Source organism: Bradyrhizobium sp. USDA 4516, assembly GCF_054055915.1.
The window spans coordinates 2,803,467-2,830,207 of record NZ_JBSRXT010000001.1 but is presented as its reverse complement, the minus strand read 5'-3'; the positions used below and the strand labels follow the sequence as shown (position 1 = coordinate 2,830,207).

Annotated in this window: 28 protein-coding genes and 1 tRNA gene; 16 read left to right on the top strand and 13 right to left on the bottom strand. The window is 63.8% G+C overall.

What is annotated here, in order from left to right; all coding sequences use genetic code 11:
• Positions 1 to 16 precede the first annotated feature (16 nt).
• The 4 genes from ACVI1L_RS12995 (at position 17) to ACVI1L_RS12980 (ending at position 3,411) form a co-directional block, all read left to right on the top strand.
• On the top strand, positions 17 to 520 hold the full coding sequence (locus ACVI1L_RS12995; protein ID WP_016847256.1) for a tellurite resistance TerB family protein: 504 nt from the start codon (positions 17 to 19) through the stop codon (positions 518 to 520).
• Between the two features lie 226 nt (positions 521 to 746).
• On the top strand, positions 747 to 1,526 hold the full coding sequence (locus ACVI1L_RS12990) for an SDR family NAD(P)-dependent oxidoreductase (protein ID WP_456783056.1): 780 nt from the start codon (positions 747 to 749) through the stop codon (positions 1,524 to 1,526).
• 143 nt (positions 1,527 to 1,669) lie between these two features.
• Positions 1,670 to 2,485 (top strand): glutamine amidotransferase, encoded by an 816-nt coding sequence (locus tag ACVI1L_RS12985; protein ID WP_456783055.1) that lies wholly within the window; start codon positions 1,670 to 1,672, stop codon positions 2,483 to 2,485.
• A gap of 116 nt (positions 2,486 to 2,601) precedes the next feature.
• Entirely contained in the window at positions 2,602 to 3,411 is an 810-nt protein-coding gene (locus ACVI1L_RS12980; protein WP_253588455.1) for an enoyl-CoA hydratase, read from the top strand.
• Positions 3,412 to 3,553: 142 nt separating this feature from the next.
• Here ACVI1L_RS12980 and ACVI1L_RS12975 read toward each other — a convergent pair.
• Positions 3,554 to 3,629, bottom strand: a tRNA-Ala gene (locus ACVI1L_RS12975).
• 297 nt (positions 3,630 to 3,926) lie between these two features.
• Between ACVI1L_RS12975 and ACVI1L_RS12970 the strand changes: the two genes are divergently transcribed.
• The 3 genes from ACVI1L_RS12970 to folD are packed head-to-tail and all read left to right on the top strand — an operon-like array spanning position 3,927 to position 5,460.
• Complete coding sequence (locus ACVI1L_RS12970) at positions 3,927 to 4,217, top strand: YggT family protein (RefSeq protein WP_016847252.1); 291 nt, start codon at positions 3,927 to 3,929, stop codon at positions 4,215 to 4,217.
• A gap of 21 nt (positions 4,218 to 4,238) precedes the next feature.
• Positions 4,239 to 4,574, top strand: coding sequence for a DUF167 domain-containing protein (locus ACVI1L_RS12965; RefSeq protein WP_016847251.1), 336 nt, complete (start codon positions 4,239 to 4,241; stop codon positions 4,572 to 4,574).
• A 1-nt stretch (position 4,575) separates the two neighbouring features.
• Complete coding sequence (folD, locus tag ACVI1L_RS12960; protein ID WP_028337383.1) at positions 4,576 to 5,460, top strand: bifunctional methylenetetrahydrofolate dehydrogenase/methenyltetrahydrofolate cyclohydrolase FolD; 885 nt, start codon at positions 4,576 to 4,578, stop codon at positions 5,458 to 5,460.
• Positions 5,461 to 5,614: 154 nt separating this feature from the next.
• On the opposite strand, the gene ppa is transcribed toward folD, so the two are convergent.
• Both ppa and ACVI1L_RS12950 read right to left on the bottom strand, forming a co-directional pair.
• Positions 5,615 to 6,145 (bottom strand): inorganic diphosphatase, encoded by a 531-nt coding sequence (ppa, locus tag ACVI1L_RS12955; protein ID WP_028337382.1) that lies wholly within the window; start codon positions 6,143 to 6,145, stop codon positions 5,615 to 5,617.
• A gap of 165 nt (positions 6,146 to 6,310) precedes the next feature.
• On the bottom strand, positions 6,311 to 6,820 hold the full coding sequence (locus ACVI1L_RS12950; protein WP_028343770.1) for a GNAT family N-acetyltransferase: 510 nt from the start codon (positions 6,818 to 6,820) through the stop codon (positions 6,311 to 6,313).
• A gap of 374 nt (positions 6,821 to 7,194) precedes the next feature.
• Between ACVI1L_RS12950 and ACVI1L_RS12945 the strand changes: the two genes are divergently transcribed.
• The 3 genes from ACVI1L_RS12945 to ACVI1L_RS12935 all read left to right on the top strand — a co-directional run bounded on the left by ACVI1L_RS12945 (position 7,195) and on the right by ACVI1L_RS12935 (position 9,582).
• Positions 7,195 to 7,662, top strand: coding sequence for a DUF2269 family protein (locus tag ACVI1L_RS12945; RefSeq protein ID WP_456783054.1), 468 nt, complete (start codon positions 7,195 to 7,197; stop codon positions 7,660 to 7,662).
• Between the two features lie 125 nt (positions 7,663 to 7,787).
• On the top strand, positions 7,788 to 9,116 hold the full coding sequence (locus tag ACVI1L_RS12940) for an SDR family oxidoreductase (RefSeq protein ID WP_456783053.1): 1,329 nt from the start codon (positions 7,788 to 7,790) through the stop codon (positions 9,114 to 9,116).
• Between the two features lie 58 nt (positions 9,117 to 9,174).
• Positions 9,175 to 9,582: a thiol-disulfide oxidoreductase DCC family protein gene (locus ACVI1L_RS12935; RefSeq protein ID WP_076834976.1), complete on the top strand. Its 408-nt coding sequence runs from the start codon at positions 9,175 to 9,177 to the stop codon at positions 9,580 to 9,582.
• Between the two features lie 6 nt (positions 9,583 to 9,588).
• Here ACVI1L_RS12935 and ACVI1L_RS12930 read toward each other — a convergent pair whose 3' ends face one another.
• The 7 genes from ACVI1L_RS12930 to ACVI1L_RS12900 form a co-directional block, all read right to left on the bottom strand.
• Entirely contained in the window at positions 9,589 to 10,170 is a 582-nt protein-coding gene (locus ACVI1L_RS12930; RefSeq protein ID WP_456783052.1) for a DUF3883 domain-containing protein, read from the bottom strand.
• Between the two features lie 278 nt (positions 10,171 to 10,448).
• Positions 10,449 to 11,699 carry a flavin monoamine oxidase family protein gene (locus ACVI1L_RS12925; protein ID WP_456783051.1) on the bottom strand — a complete coding sequence of 417 codons (1,251 nt, stop codon included), beginning with the start codon at positions 11,697 to 11,699 and terminating at the stop codon, positions 10,449 to 10,451.
• A 178-nt stretch (positions 11,700 to 11,877) separates the two neighbouring features.
• Positions 11,878 to 13,704 carry a translational GTPase TypA gene (typA, locus tag ACVI1L_RS12920; protein ID WP_456783050.1) on the bottom strand — a complete coding sequence of 609 codons (1,827 nt, stop codon included), beginning with the start codon at positions 13,702 to 13,704 and terminating at the stop codon, positions 11,878 to 11,880.
• Between the two features lie 275 nt (positions 13,705 to 13,979).
• Positions 13,980 to 14,201 (bottom strand): hypothetical protein, encoded by a 222-nt coding sequence (locus ACVI1L_RS12915; RefSeq protein WP_057021309.1) that lies wholly within the window; start codon positions 14,199 to 14,201, stop codon positions 13,980 to 13,982.
• Between the two features lie 11 nt (positions 14,202 to 14,212).
• Positions 14,213 to 14,491, bottom strand: a complete 279-nt coding sequence (locus tag ACVI1L_RS12910) for a hypothetical protein (RefSeq protein WP_076834973.1) — start codon at positions 14,489 to 14,491, stop codon at positions 14,213 to 14,215.
• Positions 14,488 to 15,933: a radical SAM protein gene (locus tag ACVI1L_RS12905; protein WP_456783049.1), complete on the bottom strand. Its 1,446-nt coding sequence runs from the start codon at positions 15,931 to 15,933 to the stop codon at positions 14,488 to 14,490. The genes ACVI1L_RS12910 and ACVI1L_RS12905 overlap by 4 nt, the downstream gene beginning before the upstream one ends.
• Positions 15,914 to 16,633: a prolipoprotein diacylglyceryl transferase gene (locus ACVI1L_RS12900; RefSeq protein ID WP_057021306.1), complete on the bottom strand. Its 720-nt coding sequence runs from the start codon at positions 16,631 to 16,633 to the stop codon at positions 15,914 to 15,916. Before ACVI1L_RS12900 ends, ACVI1L_RS12905 begins: the two co-directional genes overlap by 20 nt.
• A 303-nt stretch (positions 16,634 to 16,936) precedes the next feature.
• Here ACVI1L_RS12900 and ACVI1L_RS12895 point away from each other — a divergent pair, with 303 nt between their 5' ends.
• The 4 genes from ACVI1L_RS12895 to ACVI1L_RS12880 all read left to right on the top strand — a co-directional run bounded on the left by ACVI1L_RS12895 (position 16,937) and on the right by ACVI1L_RS12880 (position 22,404).
• Positions 16,937 to 18,316 carry a hypothetical protein gene (locus ACVI1L_RS12895; RefSeq protein WP_456783048.1) on the top strand — a complete coding sequence of 460 codons (1,380 nt, stop codon included), beginning with the start codon at positions 16,937 to 16,939 and terminating at the stop codon, positions 18,314 to 18,316.
• A 264-nt stretch (positions 18,317 to 18,580) separates the two neighbouring features.
• A complete protein-coding gene (locus ACVI1L_RS12890) occupies positions 18,581 to 19,039 on the top strand; it encodes a hypothetical protein (protein WP_028343759.1) in 459 nt (152 codons plus the stop codon).
• A gap of 156 nt (positions 19,040 to 19,195) precedes the next feature.
• Positions 19,196 to 20,935: a type I secretion system permease/ATPase gene (locus tag ACVI1L_RS12885; RefSeq protein ID WP_456785547.1), complete on the top strand. Its 1,740-nt coding sequence runs from the start codon at positions 19,196 to 19,198 to the stop codon at positions 20,933 to 20,935.
• On the top strand, positions 20,932 to 22,404 hold the full coding sequence (locus ACVI1L_RS12880; RefSeq protein WP_456783047.1) for an HlyD family type I secretion periplasmic adaptor subunit: 1,473 nt from the start codon (positions 20,932 to 20,934) through the stop codon (positions 22,402 to 22,404). Before ACVI1L_RS12885 ends, ACVI1L_RS12880 begins: the two co-directional genes overlap by 4 nt.
• 15 nt (positions 22,405 to 22,419) lie before the next feature.
• On the opposite strand, the gene ACVI1L_RS12875 is transcribed toward ACVI1L_RS12880, so the two are convergent.
• The 3 genes from ACVI1L_RS12875 to ACVI1L_RS12865 all read right to left on the bottom strand — a co-directional run bounded on the left by ACVI1L_RS12875 (position 22,420) and on the right by ACVI1L_RS12865 (position 24,946).
• Positions 22,420 to 23,190, bottom strand: coding sequence for a response regulator transcription factor (locus tag ACVI1L_RS12875; RefSeq protein ID WP_057021302.1), 771 nt, complete (start codon positions 23,188 to 23,190; stop codon positions 22,420 to 22,422).
• A gap of 206 nt (positions 23,191 to 23,396) precedes the next feature.
• Complete coding sequence (locus tag ACVI1L_RS12870) at positions 23,397 to 23,981, bottom strand: hypothetical protein (RefSeq protein WP_456783046.1); 585 nt, start codon at positions 23,979 to 23,981, stop codon at positions 23,397 to 23,399.
• A gap of 200 nt (positions 23,982 to 24,181) precedes the next feature.
• A complete protein-coding gene (locus tag ACVI1L_RS12865; RefSeq protein ID WP_057021301.1) occupies positions 24,182 to 24,946 on the bottom strand; it encodes a Crp/Fnr family transcriptional regulator in 765 nt (254 codons plus the stop codon).
• 201 nt (positions 24,947 to 25,147) lie between these two features.
• Here ACVI1L_RS12865 and ACVI1L_RS12860 point away from each other — a divergent pair, with 201 nt between their 5' ends.
• Together ACVI1L_RS12860 and ACVI1L_RS12855 are read left to right on the top strand one after the other, a co-directional pair.
• A complete protein-coding gene (locus ACVI1L_RS12860) occupies positions 25,148 to 25,522 on the top strand; it encodes a response regulator (RefSeq protein ID WP_229191914.1) in 375 nt (124 codons plus the stop codon).
• Positions 25,523 to 25,614: 92 nt separating this feature from the next.
• Positions 25,615 to 26,724 (top strand): hypothetical protein, encoded by a 1,110-nt coding sequence (locus tag ACVI1L_RS12855; protein WP_456783045.1) that lies wholly within the window; start codon positions 25,615 to 25,617, stop codon positions 26,722 to 26,724.
• The last annotated feature ends 17 nt before the right edge of the window (positions 26,725 to 26,741 follow it).

Sequence of the window (26,741 nt, the reverse complement as noted above, 5' to 3'; positions counted from 1 at the left end):
TTCCACAGAGAGAACGATGCTCGACGGACTTCGCCAATTCATTGCCGATATCGTTTCCCCCGACGCCCAGGCCGACCGCACCTTCGATGACGGCGACTATCGCCTGGCGGCGACCGCGCTGCTGGTCCATGTCGTCTCGCTGGACGGCGAGCCGACGCCGGCCGAGACGCGCAAGCTGCACGGCCTGATCGAGAGCCGTTTCCAGCTTGACCGCGGCGCGGCCGACAAGCTGATCGCCTCTGCCATGCGCGTCGAGGGTGAGGCCGTGGATCTCTATCACTTTACCAGTGTGATCATGCGCTCGGTGAACGAGGAGGGACGCCTGCGCATCGTCGAGATGATGTGGGAGCTGGTCTATGCCGACGGTCAGGTCAGCGAGTTCGAGGACAATGTGGTCTGGCGCGCCGCCGATCTGCTCGGCATTTCCTCGCGCGACCGCATCGATCTCAAGCATCGGGTTGCCGAGAAGCAGGCGGCGCTGCCAAAGGGCCCCTGGGGCACGGCGGACGCCGCAATCTGACGCGATTGCCCGCGCCGGCGGACGCATCGTCACCGGTATCAGGGATGACGAAATTTTAATGTCCGCCGCGATTGTGGGCGATCCGACTGAAAATCTGGCGTTTCATCACAAAACTGGTGCCTCGCCACTGTCCACAAGCTTACACACGGCTTGCGTCCCACCGCATGCCTATGCTCTCGTCGGCTTGTTGGGGACCTCACTAGAATTTGCAGTAAGAGTTTGAAACGTGACCGAGCGTGTGACGCTGATAACCGGGGCATCGGCGGGCATAGGCACCGAACTGGCGCGCGTGTTTGCATCGAATGGTCACCGTGTGGCGCTCGTGGCGCGGCGCGCCGACCGCCTGAAGGCGCTCGCCGACGAACTCGGGGCCAAGGGCGGCGCAGCGCCGATTGTGATCCCCTGTGATCTCCAGCACGCCGATGCGGGCGACCGGATCGCGCAGGCCCTGACCGACGCTGGGGTCGAGGTCGAATTTCTCGTCAATAATGCCGGCTTCGGCCTGTTCGGCCGCGCCATCGAGCGCGACCGCGCCGAGCAGCTCAACATCATCAATGTCAATATCCGCGCGCTGACCGATCTGACGCTGCGCTTTGCCGACCAGCTGATCCGCAACCGCGGCGGCATCCTCAATCTCGGCTCGATCGCCGGATTTCTGCCGGGCCCCGGCATGGCCGTGTACTACGCCAGCAAGGCCTATGTGCTGTCGTTTACCGAGGCGTTGCGCTGTGAGCTGGCGCCGCAGGGCGTGCGTGTCACCGTGTGTTGCCCGGGCCCGGTACCATCGGAGTTTCAGGATCGCGCCGGATTTGCCCCCGGATTCGATTCCGCCATCCTCAACGTTTCACCGGAAGAGGTGGCCCGTCAGGCCTATCGCGGACTGATGGCCAACAAGCGCGCGGTGCTGCCCGGCGCCTTCATCAAGCTGGTGCCGTTCCTGCTCCGGCTGTTTCCGCGCGCCTTCATCCTGACAGCGGTCGGCGGATTTCAGCTCCGCAAGCGCTAACCTTCCCTGTAAAGCCACTCGTCGCCGTTAAGGCTGTTTCTGGCCCGCGATTTGCTTCGCCTGGGGTGTGCGCAAACTCACACGATGTTAACGACCACTTAGCTATGATCGCGCCTTACGTGCCGAAACTTTAAGCAGAGGCAATGTCGTTCCGGACTGACCAGAGCCGTGTCGTGGTGCCCTTCGCCAGCCGAAGGCCGGCCGCGGTCACGCCCAGGGATCAGGTCTTGGATCAGATCTCGTTGCGGCCGGTGCTGATCGTGCTGCATCAGGAGACATCGACTCCCGGCCGGATCGGCAACGCCCTGCGCGCGCTGGGTTACCGCCTCGACATCCGCCGCCCGCGCTTCGGCGACGCGCTGCCCGAAACGCTCGATGCGCATGCCGGCGCGGTGATCTTCGGCGGTCCGATGAGCGCCAATGATGGCGACGACTATGTGCGGCGCGAGATCGACTGGATCGCCGTTCCGCTGCGCGAGCAGCGTCCGTTTCTGGGCATCTGCCTCGGCGCGCAGATGCTGGCGCGGCAGCTCGGCGCCGAGGTCGCGCCGCATCCGCAAGGCCGTGTCGAGGTCGGCTATTATCTGGTCAGGCCGACCGAGGCGGGCCGCGCGCTCTGCCCGGACTGGCCGGCGCGGGTCTATCACTGGCACGGCGAGGGATTTCAATTGCCCGCCGGCGCCGACCTGCTCGCGGCGGGCGACGATTTCCCGGTGCAGGCGTTCCAGTTCGGCAACGCCTTCGGCCTGCAATTCCATCCCGACGTGACCTACGCGATGATGCATCGCTGGACCACACGCGGTTGCGCACGGATGGATTCGCCGGGCGCACAACCGGGCCATCTGCACTTCGCCGAGCGTGCCGTGCACGATGCCGCCGAGCGCGCGTGGCTGAAGCATTTCATCGACGGCTGGATCGCGCGCGTGCCGCAGCGGCAGCTGCTGCAGGCCGCTGAATAGCCGCCACGCGGAATTTCGCGCCGGCTTTTCATTCTCGTGAATGTGCTACTGTCGGCCGCCGCGCGCAGGCCGCATCGCCGCGCGTATCGATAACAACAAGGCACAGGGAGATCGCCGTGAGCTACGAGCACATCCTCTATGAGGTCAGCGACAGGATCGCGACCATCACGCTCAATCGCCCCGATCGCATGAATGCGTGGACCGCGATCATGGAGCGCGACGTGCGCCACGCCATGGAGGCGGCGGCCAACGACGAGAACGTTCGCGTCATCGTGCTGACCGGCGCGGGCCGCGGCTTCTGCGCCGGCGCCGACATGGACGCGCTGAAGGGGATCGATCCCAACGAGGTCAGGCGCGGCGAGAACATCCCGTTCGACATGAACCGCCGCGCCGACTGGCAGACGCGCTACGCCTACTATCCCGCGATCCGGAAGCCCGTGATCGCGATGCTCAACGGCGCCACCGCCGGCATCGGCCTGGTTCACGCGCTCTATTGCGATTTGCGCTTCGCCGCCGACACTGCGGTGTTCACCACCGCCTTCGCGCGGCGCGGCCTGATCGCCGAACACGGCATCAGCTGGATGCTGCCGCGGATCGTCGGCCACGCCAACGCGCTCGATCTGTTGATGTCGGCGCGGCGGGTGTCGGCCGAGGAGGCGCTGCGCATCGGCCTCGTCAACCGGCTCTCCTCACCGGAGAAGCTGCGCGAGGAGACCTATGCCTATGCCCGCGACCTCGCCGATTTCGTCTCGCCGAGCGCGATCGCGGTGATCAAGCGCCAGATCTACGACGTGCCGTTCCAGACGCTCGCCGAAGCCACCATCGATGCCAACCGCGAGATGCAGATCGCGCTGAAGGGCAATGATTTCCGGGAAGGCGTCGCGAGCTTTGTGGAGAAGCGGCCGCCACGGTTTACGGGGACGTGAGGGGCTAACGGACAAAGTCCATCTTCGCCCTGCGGGCAGATTGCCTCGGCCCGGCTTCGCCCTTCGGGCTACGCCGCGGTAGCCTTCGCTCGCATCGCTGCGATGGACTATCCGGGCTTGCCGAGCCGAAGCCCGCGAAGGCTGGTGGAGCCAGGCGGGATCGAACCGCCGACCTCGTCATTGCGAACGACGCGCTCTCCCAGCTGAGCTATGGCCCCATCGCGGCCGGGTGTTGCTGAGTATCCCGGCCGTCAGTCGGGCGCCATTTACAGTCCCGCCCAAGGTCAAGTCAAGAACGGTGAAAGCGCGGTTTTCGGCCCGTCCCGCCGGGAACTTCCCTTGTTTGCGGGGGGATGAACCGATATCTAGGGCGTGATCCCGACCCGGTGGACCGCCCGAGCGCCCAGTGCATAGCGGTTTTCCGAAACGATCCTGCTCAAACAAGAAGCGCGATGGCGGCTCAGTCCGGTCTCGTTGCGCTTCAATCGGTTGTCTTACCCGCGAGCCCCCCTCATATGCGCGCTGTTCTCGACATCGTCATCATCATCCTCGACCTCTATGTCTGGCTGCTGATCGCCTCCGCCATCCTGTCCTGGCTGGTCGCCTTCAATGTGGTCAACACGCGCAACCAGTTCGTTTCCGCGGTGGCCGAGTTCCTCTACCGGATCACCGAGCCGGTGCTGCGGCCGATCCGCAACGTGATGCCGAATCTGGGCGGGCTCGATATCTCGCCGATCATCGTGATCCTGATCATCATGTTCATCCAGCGGGTGATCGCCTATTACATCTATCCCAACGTGATCTGACCCTTTCTCGACGTGGCCTTGATGGATCCGTGGCGCTATTCCACCGAGGGCATCAGCATCGCGCTGCGCGTGACGCCGCGCGGCGGCCGCGACGACATCGACGGGATCGAAACGCTGGCCAACGGCCGTTCGGTGGTGAAGGTGCGGGTGCGCGCCATCGCCGAGGGCGGCGAGGCCAACCGTGCGGTGACTGAGCTGCTGGCCAAGGCGCTCGGCGTGCCGAAAGCCAGGGTGAAGCTGCTGTCCGGCGCCACCTCGCGGCTCAAGCAGGTCGCGGTGGACGGCGATCCGAAAGGGCTCGGCGATACATTGAGGAAGCTGACTGCGGCCAAGCCGAACCAGCAGACAAGGGACTGACATGACTGCCCGCATCATCGACGGAAAAGCCATCGCCGCCGAGCTTCGCGCCCGCGTCGCCGACGAGGTCGCCCGCGTCAAGCGCGACCACCAGCTCACGCCGGGGCTCGCCGTCGTGCTGGTCGGCCATGATCCCGCGAGCGAGGTCTATGTCCGCAGCAAGCACACCCAGACCCAGGCCGCCGGCATGGCCTCGTTCGAGCACAAGCTGCCGGAGGATGTGTCGCAGGCCGATCTGCTGGCGCTGATCGCGCGGCTCAACCGCGATCCCATGGTGCATGGCATCCTGGTGCAGCTGCCGCTGCCGAAGTCGCTGCACACCGAGACCATCATCAACGCGATCGATCCGGCCAAGGACGTCGATGGCCTGCACCCCAACAATGCCGGCCGGCTCGCCGGAGGCCTGGCCGCGCTGTCGCCCTGCACGCCGCTCGGCTGCATCATCCTGACCAAGAGCGTGCACGCCTCGCTCGAAGGCATGAACGCGATCGTGATCGGCCGCTCCAATCTGGTCGGCCGTCCGCTGGTGCAATTGCTGCTGAACGAGAATGCGACGGTGACGATCGCGCATTCGCGCTCGCGCGATCTGCCAAAGCTCTGCGCCCAGGCCGATCTGGTCTATGCCGCGGTCGGCCGGCCCGAGATGGTGCGGGGCGACTGGCTGAAGCCGGGCGCGACGGTGATCGATGTCGGCATCAACCGCATCCCGGTGCCCGGCGGCAAGCCGAAACTGGTCGGCGATGTCGCGTTCCAGGAAGCCCTCAATGTCGCCGGCGCAATCACGCCGGTGCCCGGCGGCGTCGGGCAGATGACGGTGGCGTGCCTCCTGGTCAACACGCTGCGCGCCGCCTGCGCGATTGCCGGCCTGCCGGCGCCGGCGGTGTGAAATGCTCCCTCGCCCCGCTCTTGCGGGGAGAGGGTTGGGGTGAGGGGCCCCTCTCCGAGATGGGACTGTCGAAAGACCTGTACCCCCTCACCCGGATCGCATTCCGCTCCGCTACATGCGATCCGACCTCTCCCCGCAAGCGGGGCGAGGTTAGTCACTTCTTCTTCGCGCGCTCGATGCCTTCGAGGATCAGCCTGCGGGCTTCGTCGGCGTCGCCCCAGCGCAGCACCTTCACCCACTTGCCCTTCTCGAGGTCCTTGTAGTGCTCGAAGAAGTGCTGGATCTGCTGCAGCGTGATGTCGGGCAGGTCGCTGTAGTTCTGCACCTTGTCGTAGCGCTGGGTCAGCTTCGATGACGGCACCGCGATGATCTTCTCGTCGCCGCCGGCCTCGTCCTCCATCAGGAGCACGCCGACCACGCGGACGCTCATCACCGCGCCCGGCACGATCGCGCGGGTGTTGACGATCAGCACGTCGCAGGGATCGCCGTCGCCGGACAGCGTGTGCGGGATGAAGCCGTAATTGCCGGGATAGCGCATCGGCGTGTAGAGGAAGCGGTCCACCACGAGCGTGCCGGCTTCCTTGTCCATTTCGTACTTGATTGGCTCGCCGCCGACGGCAACCTCGATGATGACGTTGACGTCGTGGGGCGGATTTTTTCCGATCGATATGGCGTCGATACGCATGGATTGCTCCGCGTGGCCTCTGGAAGTTGAGAACGATGTGATTTTTTGGTTGGCGCCGCCGGGCCGCGAAACGGCTCCCGGCCCGGCCTTGGGGCCGGGCTGGCCGACGCGCGCAGCGCTGGAGGCTGGTTTAGCCTTGCTGCAGCTGCGAGAGAAGCAGGATTTTCAGTTGGCCCAGGCGAAAGCGACCTTGTCGAGCGACTTGGGCCCGAACCGCTCCGAGGAGCGCGCCACCATCCGGCCGCCCAGCGCACGGTAAAACTCGGTTGCCGGCTCGTTGTCGGAGAGCGCCCAGATCACCATGCTCTTGAGGCCGCTCTGCATCAGGTCGCGGCGAGCGGAGGCGAACAGGCGCCGGCCGAAGCCAAGCCCCTGGAATTCCGGCCGCAGATAGAGCTCGTAGATCTCGCCTTCGAAATGCAGGCTGCGGGCGCGGTTGCGGCCGTAATTGGCGTAGCCTGCGACCCGGTCGCCGAACACCAGCACGCTGACGCGGCTGCCCTTGCGGATGGCGCTGTCCCACCACTGCGGGCCGCGGCGATTGATCAGCTTTTCGAGTTCGGCGCCGGGGATGATTCCCTGATACGCCGAGCGCCAGGCTTCGTCATGGGTAGACGCCACCGCCGCCGCGTCTGCAGCTTTGGCCGGCCGGACCTCGATTAGCGTTGTGCTCATGGGTGTAATCAAAGCAAGTCGGCGGGCCGCCTTCAAGGTCCATCGTTAATTATCGGTTAATCTGTGGATTTTTTGCATCAGTGTCGTGAGAACTTGTTCCGAAAGAGGACACTTGCCGGAGTTCAAGCGGCCAACCGCCGATCCGGAGCTGTGCAAAGCGTGGATCGCGAGCGCAGTATGACACTGCCATAGTTGGAAAAAGCTCATTCGGGGGCTGATTCGCGGCCAGGATTCTGCGGGCGAATCCAGACGCGATGTGGGTACTCCGACCGCGCCACGCCTGCCCCGCCGCAGTGGATTTTCGCGCCCGACCGGCCTATGGCAGCGGCGGTATTTGTGCGCGCCGAAGTTGGCCTGATCACGAGCGGACTGCGATGACGCTCTACCTCCTGATCAAATATCTGCACGTACTCGGCGCCATCGTGATCCTGGGCACCGGGACCGGCATCGCCTTCTTCATGCTGGCGGCGCATCGCACGCAGGATGCGGCGTTCATCGCGCGCACGGCGGCGACCGTCGTGATCGCGGACATGATCTTTACGCTGAGTGCCGTGCTGCTTCAGCCGGTGAGCGGTGGACTGCTGATGCTGCAGTCGGAAACCAGCATCACCGAGCGCTGGCTGGCGGTTTCGCTTGCGCTCTACGCGCTGGCCGGCGTGTTCTGGGTTCCCGTCGTCTTCATGCAGATGGAGATGCGCAATCTCGCGCAGGCGGCCGTCGAAAAAGGTCTTCCGCTGCCGCCGCGTTATTTTGCGCTGTTTCGCCGCTGGTTCCTGTTCGGTATTCCCGGCTTCGGCTCCGTGATGATCATCCTCTGGCTGATGATCGCGAAACCATTTTAGCGCAGTGTCGTCATTCCGGGGCGATGCGAAGCATCGAACCGCAGATGCGCAATTGCGCATCGGGGAATCTCGAGATTCCGGGTTCGCTTCGCACCCCGGAATGACGCCAAATAGTCTGGGGCCTCATGAGTGACGACGCATCACACAACATCCTCGTGCTCGGCGCCTCAGGCCTGATCGGGCGCACCATCACCGACGATCTGCGGGCGCGCGGCTTTCACGTGATCGGGGTCGCGCGGCATCTCACGCCGGCGCAGAAAATGAGCGCAGCCGACATCGAGCTAACCGTCATGTCGATGGATGCCGCGGCGCTGACGCAGCTGCTTCGCACGCACGAGGTCAACATCGTCGTGAACTGCCTCGGCGTGCTGCAGGATGGTCCGGGCAGCGACACCCGCGCGGTGCATTGCGACCTCGTCGCGCGGCTGTTGCAGGCGATCCGTGACAGCCACCGCGTCATCCGTCTCGTCCACATCTCGATTCCCGGCACGGCCGAGGCGGACCGCACCGCCTTCAGCACCACCAAGCGCGAGGCCGAGCGGCTGATCGCGGCGTCCGGGATTCCCCATGCGATCCTGCGTCCGGGCTTCGTCATCGCGCCGTCGGCTTATGGCGGCAGCGCCATGCTGCGCGCGCTGGCGGCGCTGCCGGTCGATCTGCCGGCCGAGGAGGCTGCGACGCCGTTCCAGCCGGTCGCAGTCGAGGATATCGCCGCCACCATCGCCTGGCTTGCGGCGCGCGATGTCGCCGATGAAGCGGTGCGATCGGTGACATGGGACCTGATGCAGGAGCAGCCGATTTCGCTCGGCGGCGTCATCGCCCAGTTCCGCCGGTCGTTCGGCACGGCAAAGCATGTCCGCATCGCGACGCCGCCAGTCCTGATCGATCTCGGCGCCCGCCTCGGCGATCTCGCGAGCCGGCTCGGCTGGATGCCGCCGCTGCGCTCCACCGCGATCGCCGAACTGCGCCGCGGCGTCACCGGCGATCCCGCAGGCTGGATGCAAGCGACCGGCATCGTGCCGACGACAATCGCGCAAGCGGTCGGCGGCCGCCCCGCGACCATTCAGGATAAATGGTTCGCGCGGCTGTTCCTGATCAAGGCGCTGATCTTCGCAAGCCTCGTGCTGTTCTGGGTCGCATCCGGCTTCATCGCGCTGGTGATCTCCTATGACGCCGCGGCGGGCATTTTGCGTGCGCACCATTTCCCGGCGGCGCTGGTCGGGCCGGTGACGGTGTTGACCAGCCTGATGGACATGAGCATCGGGGTGCTGATCGCGATCCGTCGCACCGCGGCGTTCGGTCTGATCGCAGGCATCGTCGCCTCGCTCGGCTACATGGCGGGATCGGCGATACTGACGCCGGATCTCTGGATCGAGCCGCTCGGCGCGCTGGTGAAGACGGGACCTGCGATCGTGCTGATGCTGGTCGCGCTGTTGATCCTGGATAACCGGTAGCGTTTTCGAGCGAAGTGGGAACCGGTTCGCGTGAAGAAAACGCGTTGAGGGAATCGAGATGAGCAGTTGGCCCGACGACGACGTGATCCTCTATGACGGCGTCTGCATCTTCTGCTCGCGCTGGGTCCGCTTCGTCATCGCCCGCGACACGGCACGCCGCTTTCGCTTCACGCCGATCCAGTCCGGCTACGGCACGCGGCTGGCGAAGAGCTTCGGCATCGATCCTGACGACCCCGACACCAACGCCGTCGTCCATGGCGGCGTCGCCTACATGAAGTCCGACGCGGCGCTGACGGTGCTGAGCCATCTGCCCGGCTGGCGCTGGACCCGCACACTGTTCGCGGTCCCCAAGCCGCTGCGCGATGCCGTCTACAGCCTGATCGCCCGCAACCGCTATCGCATCTTCGGGAAGTACGAGACGTGCTTCGTGCCCGACGCCGACATGCGGGCGAGGGTGCTGGAGTAAATGCGTTCAATCGCGGCGATTGAACGAAGCCTCATACGAGAGAGGTTCGAGCGAAACTAGTTTTTCCAGCGGAGGCGCCAACTCGAACATTTTTGGGGCCTTCAAGAAATCATACAAGCGGCAAATCCGAAACTCTTTCGGTCGTTCCCTTGAGAACGAAAGCTCGTTGCGGGTCATATAGAAAGGCGCAGTCTGCGAACCGACAGTAGTCTTTACCTCCAGAAATCTCTCCTTGCCTTGAGCATCGAACGACAAGACATCGTAGCCGGCACCATCGCCATCCTCCATCGAAACCCACCTCACCTTTTTGGCAAGGTCAGATCGGTCGAGCGCCCGGAGCCGCTGTCGTTCAAAATGAAAGACAATTTGCTCGCCGTCATGCCCTAACTTGCGATTCAAAAAATCACGTTCGGCGGGATTGAACTTACGGATAAGGCGTTGAGCCGCGTCAGGACGGGGCGCCTTATTCGCGAGCTCAGGCGGCGGCTCCAGGAAGAGCTGTGGTCGCTCGCCGATCTCGTTCGACAGCAGCAGCTCCGGATGAAGGGCGGCGGGATGATTGGTAATGTATCGTTCGACTGCGCCCACAATTGATTTCTGAAAATGAGCCCTGGGATCTCGAGCAGCTGAAGGACCGCTGAAATGTTATGGTGTTTGAATTCGATGGAGCTGTTGCTTCGGCCGATCTGACCCATCAATACCCGTCGGTGCTGGGTCTTGTCGTAAGGTGCACGACGCAACTCGTCGTTCAGCATCGAGAAGTAGTCGGCGACGATGAGGTCGAGCTCGTCGTCCGTCCAATCTTTTCGCTCCCCTGCTGCCATGCCCGAAAAATGGACTAATCCTCTATCGGCGTCCAGTCTTCGTCAGGTCTTCGGGCCAGCCGCACCCACCACTTCCTTCGCCGTCCGCTCGCCGCTGTCCCGCGCGCCGTGCGCGGTCGAGAAAAACTCCGGCGAAGTCGCTTCGCCGGCGAAGAACAGCCGGCCGTCGACCGGCGCGGCCAGCACGGCGCGCTTGTCGGCGTGGCCGGGCAGTGCGTGCGAGTAGGAGCCGCGGGCGAACGGGTCGTGGGCCCAGCGGGATTCGCTGAGCGGCTTCAGCTTGCGGCGGAAATCGCTGCCGAGAAAGGAGACGATCTCGTCGATGCTGTGCGCGGCGATGGCGCCGTCGCCGGCATCTTCAAGCTGTCGCGCAAAACGGCCGCCGAAGAAACCTTCGATGCAGGGCTGGCCGAACGGGCGGATGTGATAGGTGCCCATCTCGGTGCGCATGGTGGCGCCGCGCAGATTGCCTTCCTTCGGCAGCGCCTCGGGCTCGGCGAGCGCCAGCGTCACCTTGTCGGCGAGGCCGAGCGGCAGGCCGCGCGCGGCGTCGAGCTTGTCCGGCAGCGCAGGCGAAAAGCGGATCGCCTCGTCGGCGATCAGGTTGGTCGGCACGGTGACGATCACCTTGTCCGCCTCAAGCGCGCCGCGCGAGGTCTCGATGCGGATGCGCTTGCCGGAGTGATCGATCAGCCTGACCTCGCAGTTCAGCGCCACCGGCACCTGCGCGCCATAGGCCGCGACCAGCGCGCCATAGCCGCGCCGCACCCGCCAATTGATGTCGGTGTCCTCATAGGCGTCGACGTCGAGGATCGAGACCTGGTCGAGCTCGCAACCGTTCACATAGGTGGAGATCGCATCGATCATCGGGTTCCAGCGGTTGCCGGGCTCGAGGTACAGGCTGGCCGGGCAGTCCTTGCCGTGCCGCGCGGCCTGCTCGATGCGGTCGTAGAATTGGTCGAGTGCGTGCGTGAAGTCGTCGCGAGCGGCCTGCGGGAACGCCTCGTCGTAGGCGCGCTCGCGCCACGGCGGCAAGTCCTTGTTGAGCTCGAAGTTGAGTTGCCGGGCGATGCCGACAAAGCTGTTCCGGTCGGCCGAGTGCAGCCAGCCGCAGCCGACGTCGAACACCACGTCAGGCGCGGCCTGAATCGTATGCGCGCGGCCGCCGAGGCGGTCGCGGGCTTCCAGCACGATCGTGGAGAGGCCGGAGTCCTTCAGCGCATTCGCGGCACCGAGGCCGGCGGCGCCGGCGCCGATGATGGCAACATCGACCGTGGAGGGAAGGGAAGTCATGTCCCGGCTCTAGCACGTCCGCCGCCGGGCCTGAAGCCGCCACATGCATGACTGTCATCACCCGCGCAGGCGAAGGCGGGTGATCCGTATTCCAGAGACAGAGGAGCTCAAGCCGACAGGTCGCGGCGTACTGGATGCCCCGGACAAGCCGGGGCACGACAGGCTACTACGCCACCGCTTAAGCTACAGCTTCCTTGGCCTTTTCGGCGCGCTTGCGGTCGTTCGGGTCGAGGTGCTTCTTGCGCAGCCGGATCGACTTCGGCGTCACCTCGACGAGCTCGTCGTCCTCGATATAGGCGAGCGCCTTTTCCAGCGTCATCCGGATCGGCGGCGTCAGGCGCACCGCCTCGTCCTTCGAGGTGGTGCGGATGTTGGTGAGCTGCTTGCCCTTCAGCACGTTGATCTCGAGGTCGTTGTCGCGGGTGTGCTCGCCGACGATCATGCCCCTGTAGACCTTCCAGCCCGGCTCGATCATCATCGGGCCGCGGTCTTCCAGCTTGAACATCGCATAGGCCACCGCTTCGCCCTGGTCGTTGGAGATCAGCACGCCGTTGCGGCGGCCCTGGATCTCGCCCTTGTAAGGGGCATAGCCGTGGAAGATGCGGTTCATGATCGCGGTGCCGCGGGTGTCGGTCAGCAGTTCGCCCTGGTAGCCGATCAGGCCGCGGGTCGGCGCGTAGAACACCAGCCGCAGGCGGTTGCCGCCGGACGGGCGCATCTCGATCATCTCGGCCTTGCGCTCGCTCATCTTCTGCACGACGACGCCGGAATGCTCCTCGTCGACGTCGATCACGACTTCCTCGATCGGCTCCTGCCAGGCGCCGGTCGCCTCGTCCTTCTGCAGCACGACGCGCGGGCGCGACACCGAGAGCTCAAAGCCCTCGCGGCGCATGGTCTCGATCAGGATCGCGAGCTGCAATTCGCCGCGTCCGGAGACTTCCATGGAATCCTTGTCGGCGGCCTCGACGACGCGCAGCGCGACATTGCCCTCGGCCTCGCGCATCAGGCGGTCGCGGATCATGCGCGAGGTCACCTTGTCGCCTTCGGTGCCGGCGAGCGGCGAGTTGTTGACGATGAACGACATCGACACCGTCGGCGGATCGATCGGCTGCGCCGGCAGCGGCGTCTCGACGGTGGGATCGCAGAAGGTGTCGGCAACGGTGCCCTTGGTGAGGCCCGCGATCGCGACGATGTCGCCGGCCTCGGCCTCCTCGAGCGGGGTGCGCTCAAGGCCGCGGAAGGCCAGGATCTTGGTCAGGCGGCCGCTCTCGATCAGCTTGCCGTCGGCGGACAGCACCTTGACCTGCTGGTTCGGCTTGATCGAGCCCGAGGAGATGCGGCCGGTGATGATGCGGCCGAGATAGGGGTTGGCCTCGAGGATGGTGCCGATCATGCGGAACGGACCTTCCTCGACCTTCGGCGGCTCGACATGGCGCACGATCAGGTCGAACAGCGGCTGCATGCCGAGGTCCTTCGGACCCTCCGGGCTTTCCGCCATCCAGCCCTGCTTGGCCGATCCGTACAAAATCGGGAAGTCCAGCTGCTCCTCGCTGGCGTCGAGCGCCGCGAACAGGTCGAACACCTCGTTGATGACTTCAGTCGGGCGCGCGTCGGGACGGTCGACCTTGTTGATCACGACGATCGGCTTCAGCCCGATCTTGAGCGCCTTCGACACCACGAACTTGGTCTGCGGCAGCGGGCCCTCGGCGGCGTCGACCAGCACCAGCGCGCCGTCCACCATGTTGAGGATGCGCTCGACCTCACCGCCGAAGTCGGCGTGGCCGGGGGTGTCGACGATGTTGACGCGGATGTCCTTCCACTGCACCGAGGCGGCCTTGGCCAGAATGGTGATGCCGCGCTCGCGCTCCAGGTCGTTGGAGTCCATGGCGCGCTCGGTGACCTTCTGGTTCTCGCGGAAGGTGCCGGATTGCTGCAGCAGGCGGTCGACGAGGGTGGTCTTGCCGTGGTCGACGTGGGCGATGATGGCGACGTTGCGAAGGTTCATGGCTCTTCTTCTGGTCGTGCAATGGTCGATGCGCGATCTCGCCGGACCAGTTTGGCCGGCCGCTCGCTCGCGTGGCCCATTCGGGCCCGGATCACGCTCATACCCAAGAAATTTGACGGGGACGCATCACCCCAAAAAGGAAGCCCGGTCAGAGGACCGGGCACCTTGCGCGTTGCGGCGCAATATAGTCAGAAAACGCCAAAAAACAATGATTTATTGGCTGTTTGGAGGGCTGATTTTGGTTCCAAGGGCGGGTTTTGGGGGGCTTTCAGGTCTTACTTCCGGGTAATCGCGAACACAATCAGGCCAAGCCCTCCCAGCGCCACCATCATCACGAACATGGTGATGGGGTCGCCGCCGGCCCCGGCGCCCATCTTGGCGTTGAGAATGGCGCACAGGACGCCAGGGATCAGCAGGATCACCCCTACCACCAGCATGAGGGCGGTCAGGCAGCCGTTGCGCTGTCTCTGTTCCGGGTTTTGCTGAAAACTGCTCACGATACCCCGGACTAGCGTCCCTTAATCGCGGCGCGGATCAGCATCACGCCGGCGAAGCAGACCGCGAGCCCGAGCAGGATCAGGAAGAGAATGGAGGGATCGGTTTTCGACTCGCTCAGGACGCCGAACCCGAACAGCAGGGCGCAGAGCCCCGGCAGCAGCAGGACCAGCCCGAACAGCACCATGAACGCGGTGGCGCAACCGCTGCGTGGTGACGGTGGCGGCGGGACGTATTGGTAGGGTGGCTCCGGTGGTGCAGGCGGGATGGGCGGTGGATTGGTCTCGCTCATCGCGGCGCCTCCTCGCCTTGCCGGGCTTCACGATAGGTCTGGCCGGCCAGCGCGGCGCGGATGCCGTCGATCTTTCCGTCACGGTAGAACAGATTGTAGGTGTCGAATGGGATGATCGCGCCGCTTTCGGTGACGAAGTGGATGCAGCTTCGCTTGACGTTGCCGACACAGAAATTGAAGCGGTCGAGAAACTGCACGATGGTGACGCGGAACACGTTCTCGTAGGTAAGCCCCTCCGGCACCTCGAAGCTCGGCAGGCAGCACAGCAATTCGCAGACCCGCTCCGATGTGTTCAGCGGCCCCGACGACAGCGAGAACAGGTCGACAAACTTCTCCCGCAACACCGGATACTTCTCCGGGCTGATGGTGTTGGGCATCACGGCGATGAGCTGCTCCTGCGGGATCAGCGAGGTCAATGGCAGCACCTTGTCGCCGTTGCGCAGGCCGTAGCCGATCGAGATGCTCTCGGGATTGCAGGGCAACGGGATCATGTCGTCAGCGCCGAACACCCCGGTCTCGATCACGCGCCGGCGGATCTCCGACAGCATGATGCGGTCGGTGTCCTTGTTGAAATGCTCGTTGCGGCCGGCATCCTGCACCGGCTGCAGCGTGACGCCGCGGACGCACTTCCAGGTCAGCGCGTGACGGACGATGTCGCCGATCTCGCCGTCGTTGACGCTGCGCTTAATGGTCGCGACCAGCGTGGTCGAGACGCCGTGGCGCTCGAGATTCTCCAGTGCCTGTTGGCGGATCTTGCGTAAGTCCGCGCCGCGCAGATTGACCAGCGCCTCGCGCTGCAGCGAATCGAACTGCAGATAGACCTCAAGCCCGCGCTTGTTCTCGGCGAGCTTCGCCACGAAGTCGGGCTCGCGCGCGATCCTGAGGCCATTGGTGTTGATCATGACATGGCGGATCGGGCGGGCGCGCACCGCATCCAGAATGGCGAAGAAATCCGGATGCAGCGTCGGCTCGCCGCCGGAGATCTGCACCAGGTCGGGCTCGCCCTCGCTCGCGACCAGCGCGTCCAGCATCTTCTCGATTTTCGCCAGCGGCGTGAAGCTGGTGCGCGCCGGCGAGGAATCCGCAAAGCATACCGGGCAGGTCAAATTGCAATGCTCGGTAATCTCGATCAGCGCCAGGCAGGAGTGCTGCTCGTGGTCGGGGCACAGTCCGCAATCATAGGGGCAGCCGAATTCGGTGTGGCGCTGGAACGCGAGCGGCCGGTCGCCGGGCTTGATGAAATCCTTGCACAGCCGCCAATAGGCCGCATCCGTCGAGACCAGCGTCGACTGCACGCCATGCTGCTTGCAGCGCTTCTCGTACCAGACCTCGTTGCCTGATATCTGGATCTTGGTCGGCACCAGGGTGAGGCAAGTTTCGCATAGCGACTGGGTCTGGCCCCAGAAGATGTAAGGGCGTGCGTTACGCAGCGGCGCGTTCATGCTTCAAGCTCACATTCGGCGCCGTCGCCAGCATGACGGCGGCGTAAATCATGACAAACAGCGACAGCAGGTGAAACAGCGAGAATGGTCCGATCAGCGCGCCATAGGGCTTGATGAATTCCCACAGGAAGCGCTGCAGCCCGTAGTAGAACAGCACGAGGTAGAATCCGTTGGTGATGACGGCGGCATTTCGGTTCAATACGGCCCAGGCATAGAATGCCGCGAACCCCGCCATCGCCAAGCTTTCATAGAGCTGCACCGGATGGCGCAGCACGCCGTCGCCGAAATCATGGCCCCAGGGCAGCGTGGTCGGTGTGCCATAGGTGAAGTCCTCGAGCCCCGCGAAATAGCAGCCGAGACGGCCGACCGCGACGCCGATCGCAAGCGGCAGCGCGAACCGCGCGCCGGTGCGCAACGAAATCCCGTGTCGCCATTTGTAGAGCTCGATCGCGACGATGCCGCCGGCCAGCGCGCCCTCGACCGAGCGGGCGATGCCGGACATGCCGGAGAACCACAGGTTCAGCGTGCCGAAGATGTAGGCGCCGATGCCGGCGCCGAATACCAGCGCGGCGATGTAGGTGAGCTCGAAGGATTGCCGCGGGAATTGCAGCCCCCGCACCCGGGACAGCCACCACATCGCGATGGCCGCCGCGCCCCATGCTGCGACGTCGAAAACGGCGTGAAGTTCAGCCCCACTCATGAGGCGAGTGTAGCGCGGTTTTCGCGGTCCGCGATAGCGGCTTCCCGATTGCAATGGCGGAACGAGGTTATAACCCGTCCGCCTGGGAGCGGCGGGCTGATGGACCACACCGGCGACGCGAGCCCGCGCAAAACGACAAAGGCTGTAACCGCGCCAGAACGGATATAGCCGATGTTACGGCGTCCATCCGAAGCGCTATATCCGAACTGACGGCTGGGCTTTCGACCTTACCAAGATGACATTCTGTCCGGAGTGCAAAACCCGTCCCGATTGCGCGGAGCGATTGCGATGAGGAAGGCTACGATGGATTTTTCGCGGATGTCGGACGGGATCCGGCTGCATCACGCCTTTCATCGCGACGATGGGCACGATGGTGACGACGAGTCGGGTCCGGCACCGAGCAGCCCGTTTGCAGGGCTCGATGCGCATCCCGCGACGTCGAATTCCCCGCCCTATGACTCTGGCCCAGGCCAATCCGACCATCCCACCGCGTCGGGGGTCGACACGTACGGCCACGTCGGCAACCACACTGCGGCGAGCCTGGATGCTTCGGCAACGAAGCCTGCTGCCGGCGCATCCCATTCCGCGACGGGCATCGTTTCGATCGAGAGCGGGGCGAACACCGCCGGGAACGGCGGAGACGGTTACTTTTACGGAGGTATCATTCACGCGTCCCTGTTGATCTATGAACCGATCAACATTTCGGTGAGTTTGGGATACGGCTCGGCCGCCTTGGCCAACCAGTCCAACGATTTGAATGTCGATCAATCCGCCTTTCAGATCGCCGGCGTCGGCGGACATGGTGGGAATGACAACCTTGCATCGGGGGGCAGCATCAGTGCTTCCCTGGGCCCCGGCGTGATCGGGAGCGGCGACAACGGCGCCGGAAATGGCGGCAGCGGCCATTTCTCGGGTGCGTTGGTGGACGCTCCCATGGTGATCTATCATCCGATCAATATTGCGGTGGCGAGCTCAGGCGGCACGGCCCATGCAAGTCAATCGAACACAGTCGACATCGATCAATCGGCTACGCAGGTCGCGGGCGTCGGCGGCAGTGGCGGAAATGGCAATGTGGCCGTCGGCGGCAGCATCATCACGCTCGACCCCAGCTGGGGATCAAGCAACGGAGGGAGTGTCTGGGACGTTCAAACGGGCGGGAGTCAGGCCGGCAATGGCGGCGACGGCGCGTTCCACGGGAGTCTCGTGCATTCCTCGATCTTGGTGTACGACCCGATCAACATCGCAGTCGCGGGCTATGGCTCCAACGTTCATTCAGTCCAGACGAATGACGCCAACGTGGATCAATCCGTAGTTCAGATCGCCGCTATGGGCGGGCACGGCGGCAATGGCAACGCCGCGACGGGCGGCCATGCAAGCCTTCTTTCCCACGGCTTGTGGGGCGGCTCCGACACCATTGCGACCGGCTCGAACGGCGCAGGCAACGGCGGCAACGGCTATTTTGCCGGCAGCCTGATCGATGTCAGCGTCGCGATCTATGCACCCATCAATATCGCAATCGCGGGGCCCCATTCGACGGCCGTGGCCGATCAGGTCAACAATGTGCACATCGACCAGAGTGCGGTCCAGATTGCCGGACTTGGTGGGGACGGCGGCTACGGCAATCTCGCGCTGGGTGGCGATCTTTCCGCCCATCTTCTGTCCGATCTTCACCTGTTGGCATAGCGAAACATCGCACCGCTCGCGCAGGCCGGTCGCAAGGTAGCGGACTCCCTGCGCATGCAAATCTCGCGCAGGGGCGCCTCCCGATGTTTCGAGCTCCGATGTTGCGCGACGAATGTCATACTTTCGTACGTAGGTCGACCAAGCCGGATGGTGTCCGATTTGACATCTATCGGCAGCGCGCATCGCCGGATCAGACTCGCCCGTGCGCGTCCGCCTGATCGGGATGGATGATGCACGACAGCCAACACAAGGACGGAGGCTCAAATGTTGCCCAAGGCGATCAGCATCTCGGATTCGATCGAATTCAAATCGATCAACACCGGTGGTCAAAGTGTCGGAAATGGCGGCGACGGTACCTTCAAGGGAGCTATCATCAGCAAGCCGACCCTCAACTTCGATCCAACCAACAAGGCAGAAGGCGCCGATGTGCATGTGAACACCGGCGACCACGTCACTCAGACCGCAGATTGGGACGCCGGCGGCGCAAACGCGACGGCCTCGGTGTTTGCGAAGGCCCATGGCGGAAGCGCCGAGTCGAACGGAAGCCAGAAATCCTACAGCGGCCACGATACCTCCAAGGTATATGCCAATACGGATGCCACTCAGATCAACAAGCTCGCGGTGGACCAGCACCAGGAGGTCCTGGCCGGCATCGGCGGCAATGGCGGAGACGGCAACGCCGCGCTGGGTGGAGAAGTGAGCTTCCACCTCGATACATTCTGACCATCGGCTCGTCCGACCACGGCGGGACCGGCGGCCATTGCTGCCGGTCCCGCAGTTCAAGCCGATGCCCGCCGATGCCCTGCCGATGCGCTTCTTGGCAGATCGCGTTGGCCGTCGGGCAAGTGCGCCGGACTCCGATTTCAGGCGGTGACGATCATGCTGATGCCGCCCATTCGGTTGCCTGTCCTGCCGCAGATCTCGACGCCACTGCACGCGGCCCTTTGGTCCTGTGCGGGACCGCTTGGTCTCGTATTCGCGTATAGCTGCAGCTACAACCTGCTTTTGTTTGCGCCCTCCATCTACCTTCTTCAGATCTACGACAGGGTGTTGTCGAGCCGGAGCGGCGACACGCTGCTCCTGCTCACGCTCATTGTCGCGATCACGGTCGTGGTCGGCGGCGTGTTCGATGCCTTGCGGCGCGCTGTCCTGGGTCGCCTTGGCGCCTGGCTCGACGATCGGCTCCGTCCCTGCGTGCTTTCGGCCAGCCTCGAATCCGCGTTTCGCAGCGATTGGACGCGGGCGTCGGACGCATATCGGGATCTCACCGCGCTGCGCCAGTTCATCGATTCCGGCGCATGTCCGATGCTGTTCGACGCACTCTGGGCGCCCCTGTTCCTCCTGGTCCTCTTTCTCATCCATCCCCTGCTTGGCGTGGTAGGCGCCTGCTGTGTGGCTTTCCTCTTCGCTCTCACGGTTGCCGGAGATCTGGTTACAGAGGACGTTCTGCTCAGATCCGGCGCCGCGCTGTCCAGAAGCTACGGCCGCCTCCAGGCCGCCGCAGGCAACATCCATATGATCCGCGCCATGGGAATGCTCGATAGCGCTGCGCGCGCGATCTATCATGACGCGCAGCAGGCACGCAGAGAGCACGATGTGGCAGTCCGGCGAAGCGAGATCGTGATGCTGGTCACCAAGCCGGTCCGCGCGCTGTCGCAGGTGTTGATAATGGGGGCTGCCGCGTGGCTTGTCCTCGAGCACGGAAAGAGTCCGGCGATCATTTTTGCTTCGACACTGATGTTCAGCCGCGCGCTCGCGCCGGTCGAAAGTGCGATCGCAGGCTGGAAGTCACTCAGGACGGCCGTGCGTGCCTGTCAGCGGCTCGGTGCGGTTCTCGCCGCGTCCCCCGCCGCCGCCGGACGGCAGGATCCGGAGGTTTCGCAGCGGCAGGCGTCGAGCGGTCTCGTTGTCGACAACGTCGGCGTGAGGCTATCGGGGACCAACCACGTTCTGCTGAATGGTGTATCGTTCACGCTCGCGAGCGGAGAATGCCTTGGCATTATCGGTGCGTCCGGGTCAGGCAAGTCGCTGCTTGGCCAGGTGATTGCCGGGCTGTCGACGCCAACCCATGGCTGTGTCCTGCTCGACAATACCGACGTCTCGCTGCTTCGCGAGGGCCTAAGCGGTCACCGTCTCGGTTATCTCCCCCAGGACATCGACCTGCTCGGCGATACGATAAGCGATATCATCGCACGGCTTGATGATGCCGATCGGCGGAAGGTCGTGGAAGCGGCCAAGCTGGTCGGAATTCATGAGGCGATCATGCGCCTGCCGAACGGGTACGACACGGTGATTCACCGTGAAAAATCCTTCTCGCGCGGATATCGGCAGCGCCTCGGTCTTGCCCGGGCCTTTTTCGGCGGTCCACGCCTGATCGTTCTCGACGAACCGAATGCCAGTCTCGATTACGGGGGCGAGCGAATGCTGCTGGACGCTATCGAGCGCATGAAGCTCGCCGGTGTCATCCTGGTCGTCGTCACTCATCGTATGGGTCTCCTCGCAGCCACAGACAAGATTGCCATTATGGAAGAGGGGGCGGTCGTCGCTTTCGGCGACAGCGAGGAAATCTTTGAGCGGCACCTGAACCGACCCCAGGTTACATCGCGGATTGCGCCATGATCCGGAACCCTCTCACCATCTGGAAGCTTCCCACGATATCGAGGCTACCCGCGATCTGGGACCAGCTCGTGCGAACGCCGGCAAGCCCCCCGCTCGCCGGACGGCTCGGAGTCGTGGTTACCGCGATCGACGATTTCGAGCCGCTCGAATATCCATGGTGTGCGACCCCGACACCCATCTCTCCGCGTAGACGGCTTCGCGGTATCACGCTGGCGGGCAACCTGCTGGTGCTCTGCTTCATGCTGGGGCTTGGCACATGGGCGTGCCTCGCGCCTCTCGAGAGCGCCGCGATCGCTTCCGGCGTCGTGGAATCAGAATCGAGCCGCAAGACGATTCAGCACCTGGAAGGCGGGATCGTCAGGAAGATCCTGGTTGCGGACGGCGATATCGTGCGAAGCGGACAGACGCTGATCGCGCTGGACGACACACGGCCCGGTTCGGAGGTGCAAAGCCTTCAAGGCCAGTTGTGGGATGCAATTGCTCGTGCCGCACGGCTTCAGGCCGAGCAGCAGAACTTTGAGAGCATCGCAATCCCGAGCGCGCTGGAACAGGACAGCAAGCGAAATGGGGTGGCCGCCGCCGCGGTATCGGCGCAGCAGTTCATTTTTCAGGCGCGCCGGCAGGTTCATGAGTCGCAGCTTGCGGTCATTCGCGAACGGAGGCTTCAAGTCGAGAGGGAGATCGAAGGTCTCAAGGCTCAGCAGAACGCCACCGGGCAGCGGGTCGACATCGTCCGGGAAGAACTGGATATGGTCACGACGCTCGTGAACAAGGGACTCGAACGGCGGCCGCGGCTTCTGAACCTGCAACGTGAACTGGCCGACGTTGAGGGTCGCCGCGGCGAGATCACCGCGCAGATTTCTCGCGCCGGGCAGGTCATCAGCGAGCAGCAGGCCACATTGTTCAAGCTCGAGAGCGATAGGCAGAGCGAGATCGCACAGTCGCTTCGTGAAGCACAGAACCAGATGTTCCAGCTCCGCGAGCGGTTGCTTGCGGCCAGGGACCAGCTATCGCGAACGGAGGTGAAGGCGCCTGAGGACGGCGTGATAACCGACTTGCGGATTCACACAGCGGGCGGCGTCATCGGGGCGGGTGCTCCGCTCATGGATCTGGTGCCTCGGCAAGACCGCCTCATCGTGACCGCCCGCCTGAGGCCCGAGGACATTGATGTGGTTCATCCCGGCCTCAATGCCGAGGTGCATCTCGTGCCGTACAATCAGCGTCGCGTACCGCGCCTGAAGGGAAGCGTCGTGCACGTATCGGCAGACCGGCTACTCGACAAGCGTACCGACCAGCCATACTACGCGACCAAGATCCGGATCGACGACGCGCAGATCGCCGCAAACGACTTCCAGATCGTCCCCGGTATGCCGGTTCAAGTGTTCATCACCACGGGGCGCGGTACCGTCGCACTTTACGCGCTCAGGCCCCTGCTCGACAGCTTCCGCGGTGCATTCAGAGAGGATTGATCCCGCTCAGTGTGACTAGGTCTCCGGCATTGGGGCTGTGCCCGGGTCGTGATCGCGATTCTGCGCGAGCGACCGGCCGCGCCAGCGGAGGACCGCTTCCGTGCGATTGTGAGCGGCACATTTCCTCATGATGTGCTGAATGTGCATTTTGACGGTGCTTTCCGAGAGCTTCAATTTGGCTGCGATCAGCTTGTTGGGCAGGCCGAGCTCCAATTCCGCCAGAACGTGCTGCTCTCGAGGCGTGAGACCGCTCCTGTCGATGGCCGCCCTGGCTGCCTCGTTCATCAGATATGCGGACGCAAGCCCGCGCGCGTCCGGCGGATCGAAACCCGGCATCCTGTTCATCTCGGCGACCGGCAACGGCCTGTAGACGCCGCCGACAAGAACAAGGCGCAGGCCGGCTATGACGACCTCGATTGGTAGCGAGGTGGGAAGAAAGCCGCGAACACCCCGCTGCATCGCGGCTTGCGCGGTCGGCTCGTCGTCATGGTTTGACAGGATTGCGACGGCGGCATTGGGACAGTGCTCGGCCACGAAGGCGAGATCGTCCTCGACCGAGGGATCGCCGATGGGCTTGTCCGCGATGCTCAGCAGCACCAGACGAACGTCGCGGGTTGACATGCAGTCCAGGCCTCGGACCGTTGCCATGTCGAGGATCTCGAAGTCGGCCAATTCCCGCCTGAGGACGTTAAGAATACATGTGCGGGGCAACAGGTGCGGCTCGATGATCACCAGAACCGGTACGTGAAGCGCTCCATTGAGCCGTTTTGAGGTTATGTCGTCCATGATTTCCTCGGAATGAAAAGAATTTCTGCGACAGTCCCATCGATCCGTATTGCGCATTTACCGTTGCGGCATTCATCCTGAATGCATCATCACGCGCAGCCCCGACATCAGGATCGCATCCATTGCGGGATAGCCTGGCGCCTCGGTGGGAAATTCTTTCCGCTCAAATCATTTGGACGCGCGCCGTGGCGCGGTCGACGCATCCCCTATTTGCAGATATTTCGATACGCCGTTGACGCCGCCGACCCCGACTTGCCGTCGACGACATACGCTTCATCCTCCTTCACAAGATACAGAAACGGCCTCCCTCCAGTCTCTCCGCCCGACGCACTTCTTCCTTTCACGCGCCCGCAAATCGTATCCACGGCGCGTCCGAACGTGTTCTTTCGCATGGCGCGCTTCATGTCGCTGAATTCGGCCGATCCCGGATCCTCTATCTGCGCTGCAATCGTGACCTTCGCTTTGGTGAGGACAGGATCTGCCATGTCCGCGGCGTGTTCGGGTGTCGGGACGTTGATCCTCGTCCGCGGGGACGCCGCCTTGGCGAGGTCGGGCGGTCCGTGTTTCTTCGATGATGGTCTCCTGCCGGATCTTGCCGGGGTTGCAGAATTCGATTTGACGATCGCAGGCGCAGGCGCTAACGCCGCCGGCACTGGTTCTGTGGGTCGGGCGACTGCAACCTTGTCGAAACAGGGTCTTGACTCACACCCAAGGAAATCCCCTCGGGAAGGCGCGAACCAGCCAAAGCCGATCAGGATTCCTGCCAGCGCTCCGACAAAAAGCAGTCCCATCCGATTCCCCTCCTCGGGAGCTCGGCTCGCACTCATAACTAGGACTAATTCCGCGCTGGTAATCCTATCTGTTGCGCAAAAGCGTTAAGCGCTCATTAAGCGCGCGGGGTTGGGGCGATAGGACGAATCCCTAAGGCGATGTCGGGTTCAGCGTCGGCTTCCGGAAGCATGGCGGATGCGACGAATAATGAGTACACACCCTAGTTCTGCGGGTTGTCCTCGCTTGGATACACGCCGCGCAGCACTTCCTCGAAATGATCCTTGACGGCGTCGTTGCACAGGCAAGAGCGCTGCCGCAGCTTGTCCGCGTCGCGGATCACGATCGCGCCGCGACGCGTCTCGAGCACGCCTTCCGCCTTGAAGTTCTGGATCACGCGGCTGGTGTAGCTGCGGCCGACGCCGAGCAAAGTCGAGAGCTGTTCATGGGTGAGTGGCACCATGCCGTTGCCATTGGTGCGCTCCATCGCCGAGATGATCCATTTCGCCGCGCGCTGCTCGATCGAGTGGATCGCATTGCAGGCGGTCGACTGAAAGATCTGCGCCAGCATACAATCGGCATAGCGCGCGAAGATGTTGCGCACGGAGATCGACGTCAGCTTGGCGGCGTCGAGCTTGCTGACCGGCAGCCGCGCGAACGGGCCGCCGAACTTGACGGTGATGCGGGTGTAGGCCGGCAGGAAGCCCTGGCTGACGATGCCGCCGACCGCGCCCTCGCGACCGACCAGGATGGTCTCGACATCGCGGCCGTCCTCATTGGGCACCATGTAGGACGCAAGGCTTGGCCCGCATGGAAAATGCACGGTCTGGACGTCGTCGCCGGGATTGTAGAGCAGATCGCCGGCCGCGGCCTCGACCAAGGCAAGGTGCGGCGCGATCAGTTCGTAATCGGCGGCGTTCAGCCGGCGCAAAAGATTGTTGAACGGCCGGTCACTCGTCCCGGCCAACTCGGTCCGTTTCGTGATCATTGGAAATCCTGAGAACCCAACGCGGACCATAATCGGAAAGTTCCCGGATTTATGTTCACTAGTGAACAGACGCGGCAGCCCGCGATGTGATGGGTTTCACCTCGGGAACAGCCGGCGTGCTTTCAGGCGCCGGTCGCGGGCCAATCCGGCCGGACTGATCCGGTCTTTCATCCATGCTTTAAAAACGGAAACTGGCACGCCATGGACTTCACCCCCAATGCCGGCACGCCCGGTGACGTCCTCGTGGTTGAGGACGATCCGATCATCTCGCTCTATTTCGAGGACACCATCCTCGGCTTCGGCGCTCGGACGGTGCGCACCGCCACGAACGTCGCCCGGGCGCTCGAGCTGATCGCCGAACGCGCGCCGGATTTCGCGCTGCTCGACGTCGGCCTCGTCAGGGGCGAGAAGACGTTCGCCATCGCCGAGCGGCTGGATGCGCTGAAGGTGCCGTTCGCGTTCGTCACGGGCTATGGTGCGGACATCCGGCTGCCGGCATCGCTCGCCGACAAACCGCGGCTGACCAAGCCGTGCTCGAGCGAGGCGCTGGAGGCGGCGCTGCGAAACGGACGTTGACGCATTGCCGGCTTCGGCCTCGCCGTCGGCGCGTTCGTCGTCTACCATCCAGCCTGTCGGATTCGGTGACGCAAGGGCTTCGGGAAAGCGTCATGGTGGTCAGGATATTTGCCGCGCTCGCTCTCGGGCTGCTGCCAGCGCCGCCGTTCGGCTCGGCCGTCGTCGGTCGCTTCGTGTCGCCAGCTCTCGCTACGCCGGCCGCACTTTCCAGCGAGCAATCGGCCGCGCTTGAGACCTATGACAATGCCCTGAAGGGCTTCGAGTCAATCCTGCGCCAGCGCCGCGCGCAGGTCGATTCGAAGCAGCCGCTGCCCGACTTGCCGGGCCAGGCGATCTATCTGGCCCGTGTCGAGATGATGAGCGCCTACAAGGACCTCACCGATGCGCTTCCGTCCAGGATTGGAAGACCCAACAGATTCGGAATCCCCCCGGCCTATTTCGACGCCGACAATGAGCCGCTGCTCGATGAGTACAGGAAGCTCTTCGACGTCATGGAGGCGCCGCCCGCCGGTGCGCAAACATCCGATACGCCATTCAAGGACGTGGTCGATCTGGCGACGGTGATCGCGCGCGCCAAGGGTCTGGATGCCGCCGACGCCGCCGTCGCGGGCCGTATCAGCCTCGGCCTCTTCTTTGCCGAGACGAACGGCAAGCAGAATGCGGGCAATGCACGATCGAACACCTATAAAGGAAGCCTGCAGACCGGCCCGTCCGAGGATCGCGACGGCCGAAGGAAATGGGCCGCCATCAAGGGGTCGATCGCGACGCTCGATCCTGCGCTGAGCCGTCGCGACGACCGGGAAGAGGCGCGGGTCGGCAACCTCGACCACAGGTTCAATCACTGGACCGCCGTGCGGGACGGCCTCATGAACGCACACGCCGAACTTTTCCCGCAGGTCGCGGCGATCCAGAAAGCGCTGCCGGACCCGATCGATCAGATGAAGGTCTTTGAGCTGATCCAGATCATTCCCACGCCGACCAGGGCAGCGCTCAAATCGGGCAACCTCGTCGGCTACAGAATTTCCGATCCCAGGATCATGCGATATCTGCGCAACAACAGCGTCTTCGCGTTCGGCCGGGCCGACCGGGTAAGAACATCCGCGACCTTCCGCGAGATCCTCGATGCGATGTGGCTGTTCAACGCCAAGTTTGAGCAGGCGCTTGCCAAGTTCAAGGAGATCAAGTCGGGCAAGCCGGGCTGAGGAGGAGTCGATCGCTC

Excerpts from the sequence above, each read along its gene's own strand:
- ACVI1L_RS12995 (WP_016847256.1), top strand. The coding sequence starts at position 17 with ATGCTCGACGGACTTCGCCAATTCATTGCCGATATCGTTTCCCCCGAC.
- ACVI1L_RS12985 (WP_456783055.1), top strand. The coding sequence starts at position 1,670 with ATGTCGTTCCGGACTGACCAGAGCCGTGTCGTGGTGCCCTTCGCCAGC.
- ACVI1L_RS12970 (WP_016847252.1), top strand. The coding sequence starts at position 3,927 with ATGCGCGCTGTTCTCGACATCGTCATCATCATCCTCGACCTCTATGTC.
- ACVI1L_RS12965 (WP_016847251.1), top strand. The coding sequence starts at position 4,239 with ATGGATCCGTGGCGCTATTCCACCGAGGGCATCAGCATCGCGCTGCGC.
- folD (WP_028337383.1), top strand. The coding sequence starts at position 4,576 with ATGACTGCCCGCATCATCGACGGAAAAGCCATCGCCGCCGAGCTTCGC.
- ppa (WP_028337382.1), bottom strand. The coding sequence starts at position 6,145 with ATGCGTATCGACGCCATATCGATCGGAAAAAATCCGCCCCACGACGTC.
- ACVI1L_RS12950 (WP_028343770.1), bottom strand. The coding sequence starts at position 6,820 with ATGAGCACAACGCTAATCGAGGTCCGGCCGGCCAAAGCTGCAGACGCG.
- ACVI1L_RS12945 (WP_456783054.1), top strand. The coding sequence starts at position 7,195 with ATGACGCTCTACCTCCTGATCAAATATCTGCACGTACTCGGCGCCATC.
- ACVI1L_RS12940 (WP_456783053.1), top strand. The coding sequence starts at position 7,788 with ATGAGTGACGACGCATCACACAACATCCTCGTGCTCGGCGCCTCAGGC.
- ACVI1L_RS12935 (WP_076834976.1), top strand. The coding sequence starts at position 9,175 with ATGAGCAGTTGGCCCGACGACGACGTGATCCTCTATGACGGCGTCTGC.
- ACVI1L_RS12925 (WP_456783051.1), bottom strand. The coding sequence starts at position 11,699 with ATGACTTCCCTTCCCTCCACGGTCGATGTTGCCATCATCGGCGCCGGC.
- typA (WP_456783050.1), bottom strand. The coding sequence starts at position 13,704 with ATGAACCTTCGCAACGTCGCCATCATCGCCCACGTCGACCACGGCAAG.
- ACVI1L_RS12910 (WP_076834973.1), bottom strand. The coding sequence starts at position 14,491 with ATGAGCGAGACCAATCCACCGCCCATCCCGCCTGCACCACCGGAGCCA.
- ACVI1L_RS12905 (WP_456783049.1), bottom strand. The coding sequence starts at position 15,933 with ATGAACGCGCCGCTGCGTAACGCACGCCCTTACATCTTCTGGGGCCAG.
- ACVI1L_RS12900 (WP_057021306.1), bottom strand. The coding sequence starts at position 16,633 with ATGAGTGGGGCTGAACTTCACGCCGTTTTCGACGTCGCAGCATGGGGC.
- ACVI1L_RS12895 (WP_456783048.1), top strand. The coding sequence starts at position 16,937 with ATGGATTTTTCGCGGATGTCGGACGGGATCCGGCTGCATCACGCCTTT.
- ACVI1L_RS12890 (WP_028343759.1), top strand. The coding sequence starts at position 18,581 with ATGTTGCCCAAGGCGATCAGCATCTCGGATTCGATCGAATTCAAATCG.
- ACVI1L_RS12885 (WP_456785547.1), top strand. The coding sequence starts at position 19,196 with ATGCTGATGCCGCCCATTCGGTTGCCTGTCCTGCCGCAGATCTCGACG.
- ACVI1L_RS12880 (WP_456783047.1), top strand. The coding sequence starts at position 20,932 with ATGATCCGGAACCCTCTCACCATCTGGAAGCTTCCCACGATATCGAGG.
- ACVI1L_RS12875 (WP_057021302.1), bottom strand. The coding sequence starts at position 23,190 with ATGGACGACATAACCTCAAAACGGCTCAATGGAGCGCTTCACGTACCG.
- ACVI1L_RS12870 (WP_456783046.1), bottom strand. The coding sequence starts at position 23,981 with ATGGGACTGCTTTTTGTCGGAGCGCTGGCAGGAATCCTGATCGGCTTT.
- ACVI1L_RS12865 (WP_057021301.1), bottom strand. The coding sequence starts at position 24,946 with ATGATCACGAAACGGACCGAGTTGGCCGGGACGAGTGACCGGCCGTTC.
- ACVI1L_RS12860 (WP_229191914.1), top strand. The coding sequence starts at position 25,148 with ATGGACTTCACCCCCAATGCCGGCACGCCCGGTGACGTCCTCGTGGTT.
- ACVI1L_RS12855 (WP_456783045.1), top strand. The coding sequence starts at position 25,615 with ATGGTGGTCAGGATATTTGCCGCGCTCGCTCTCGGGCTGCTGCCAGCG.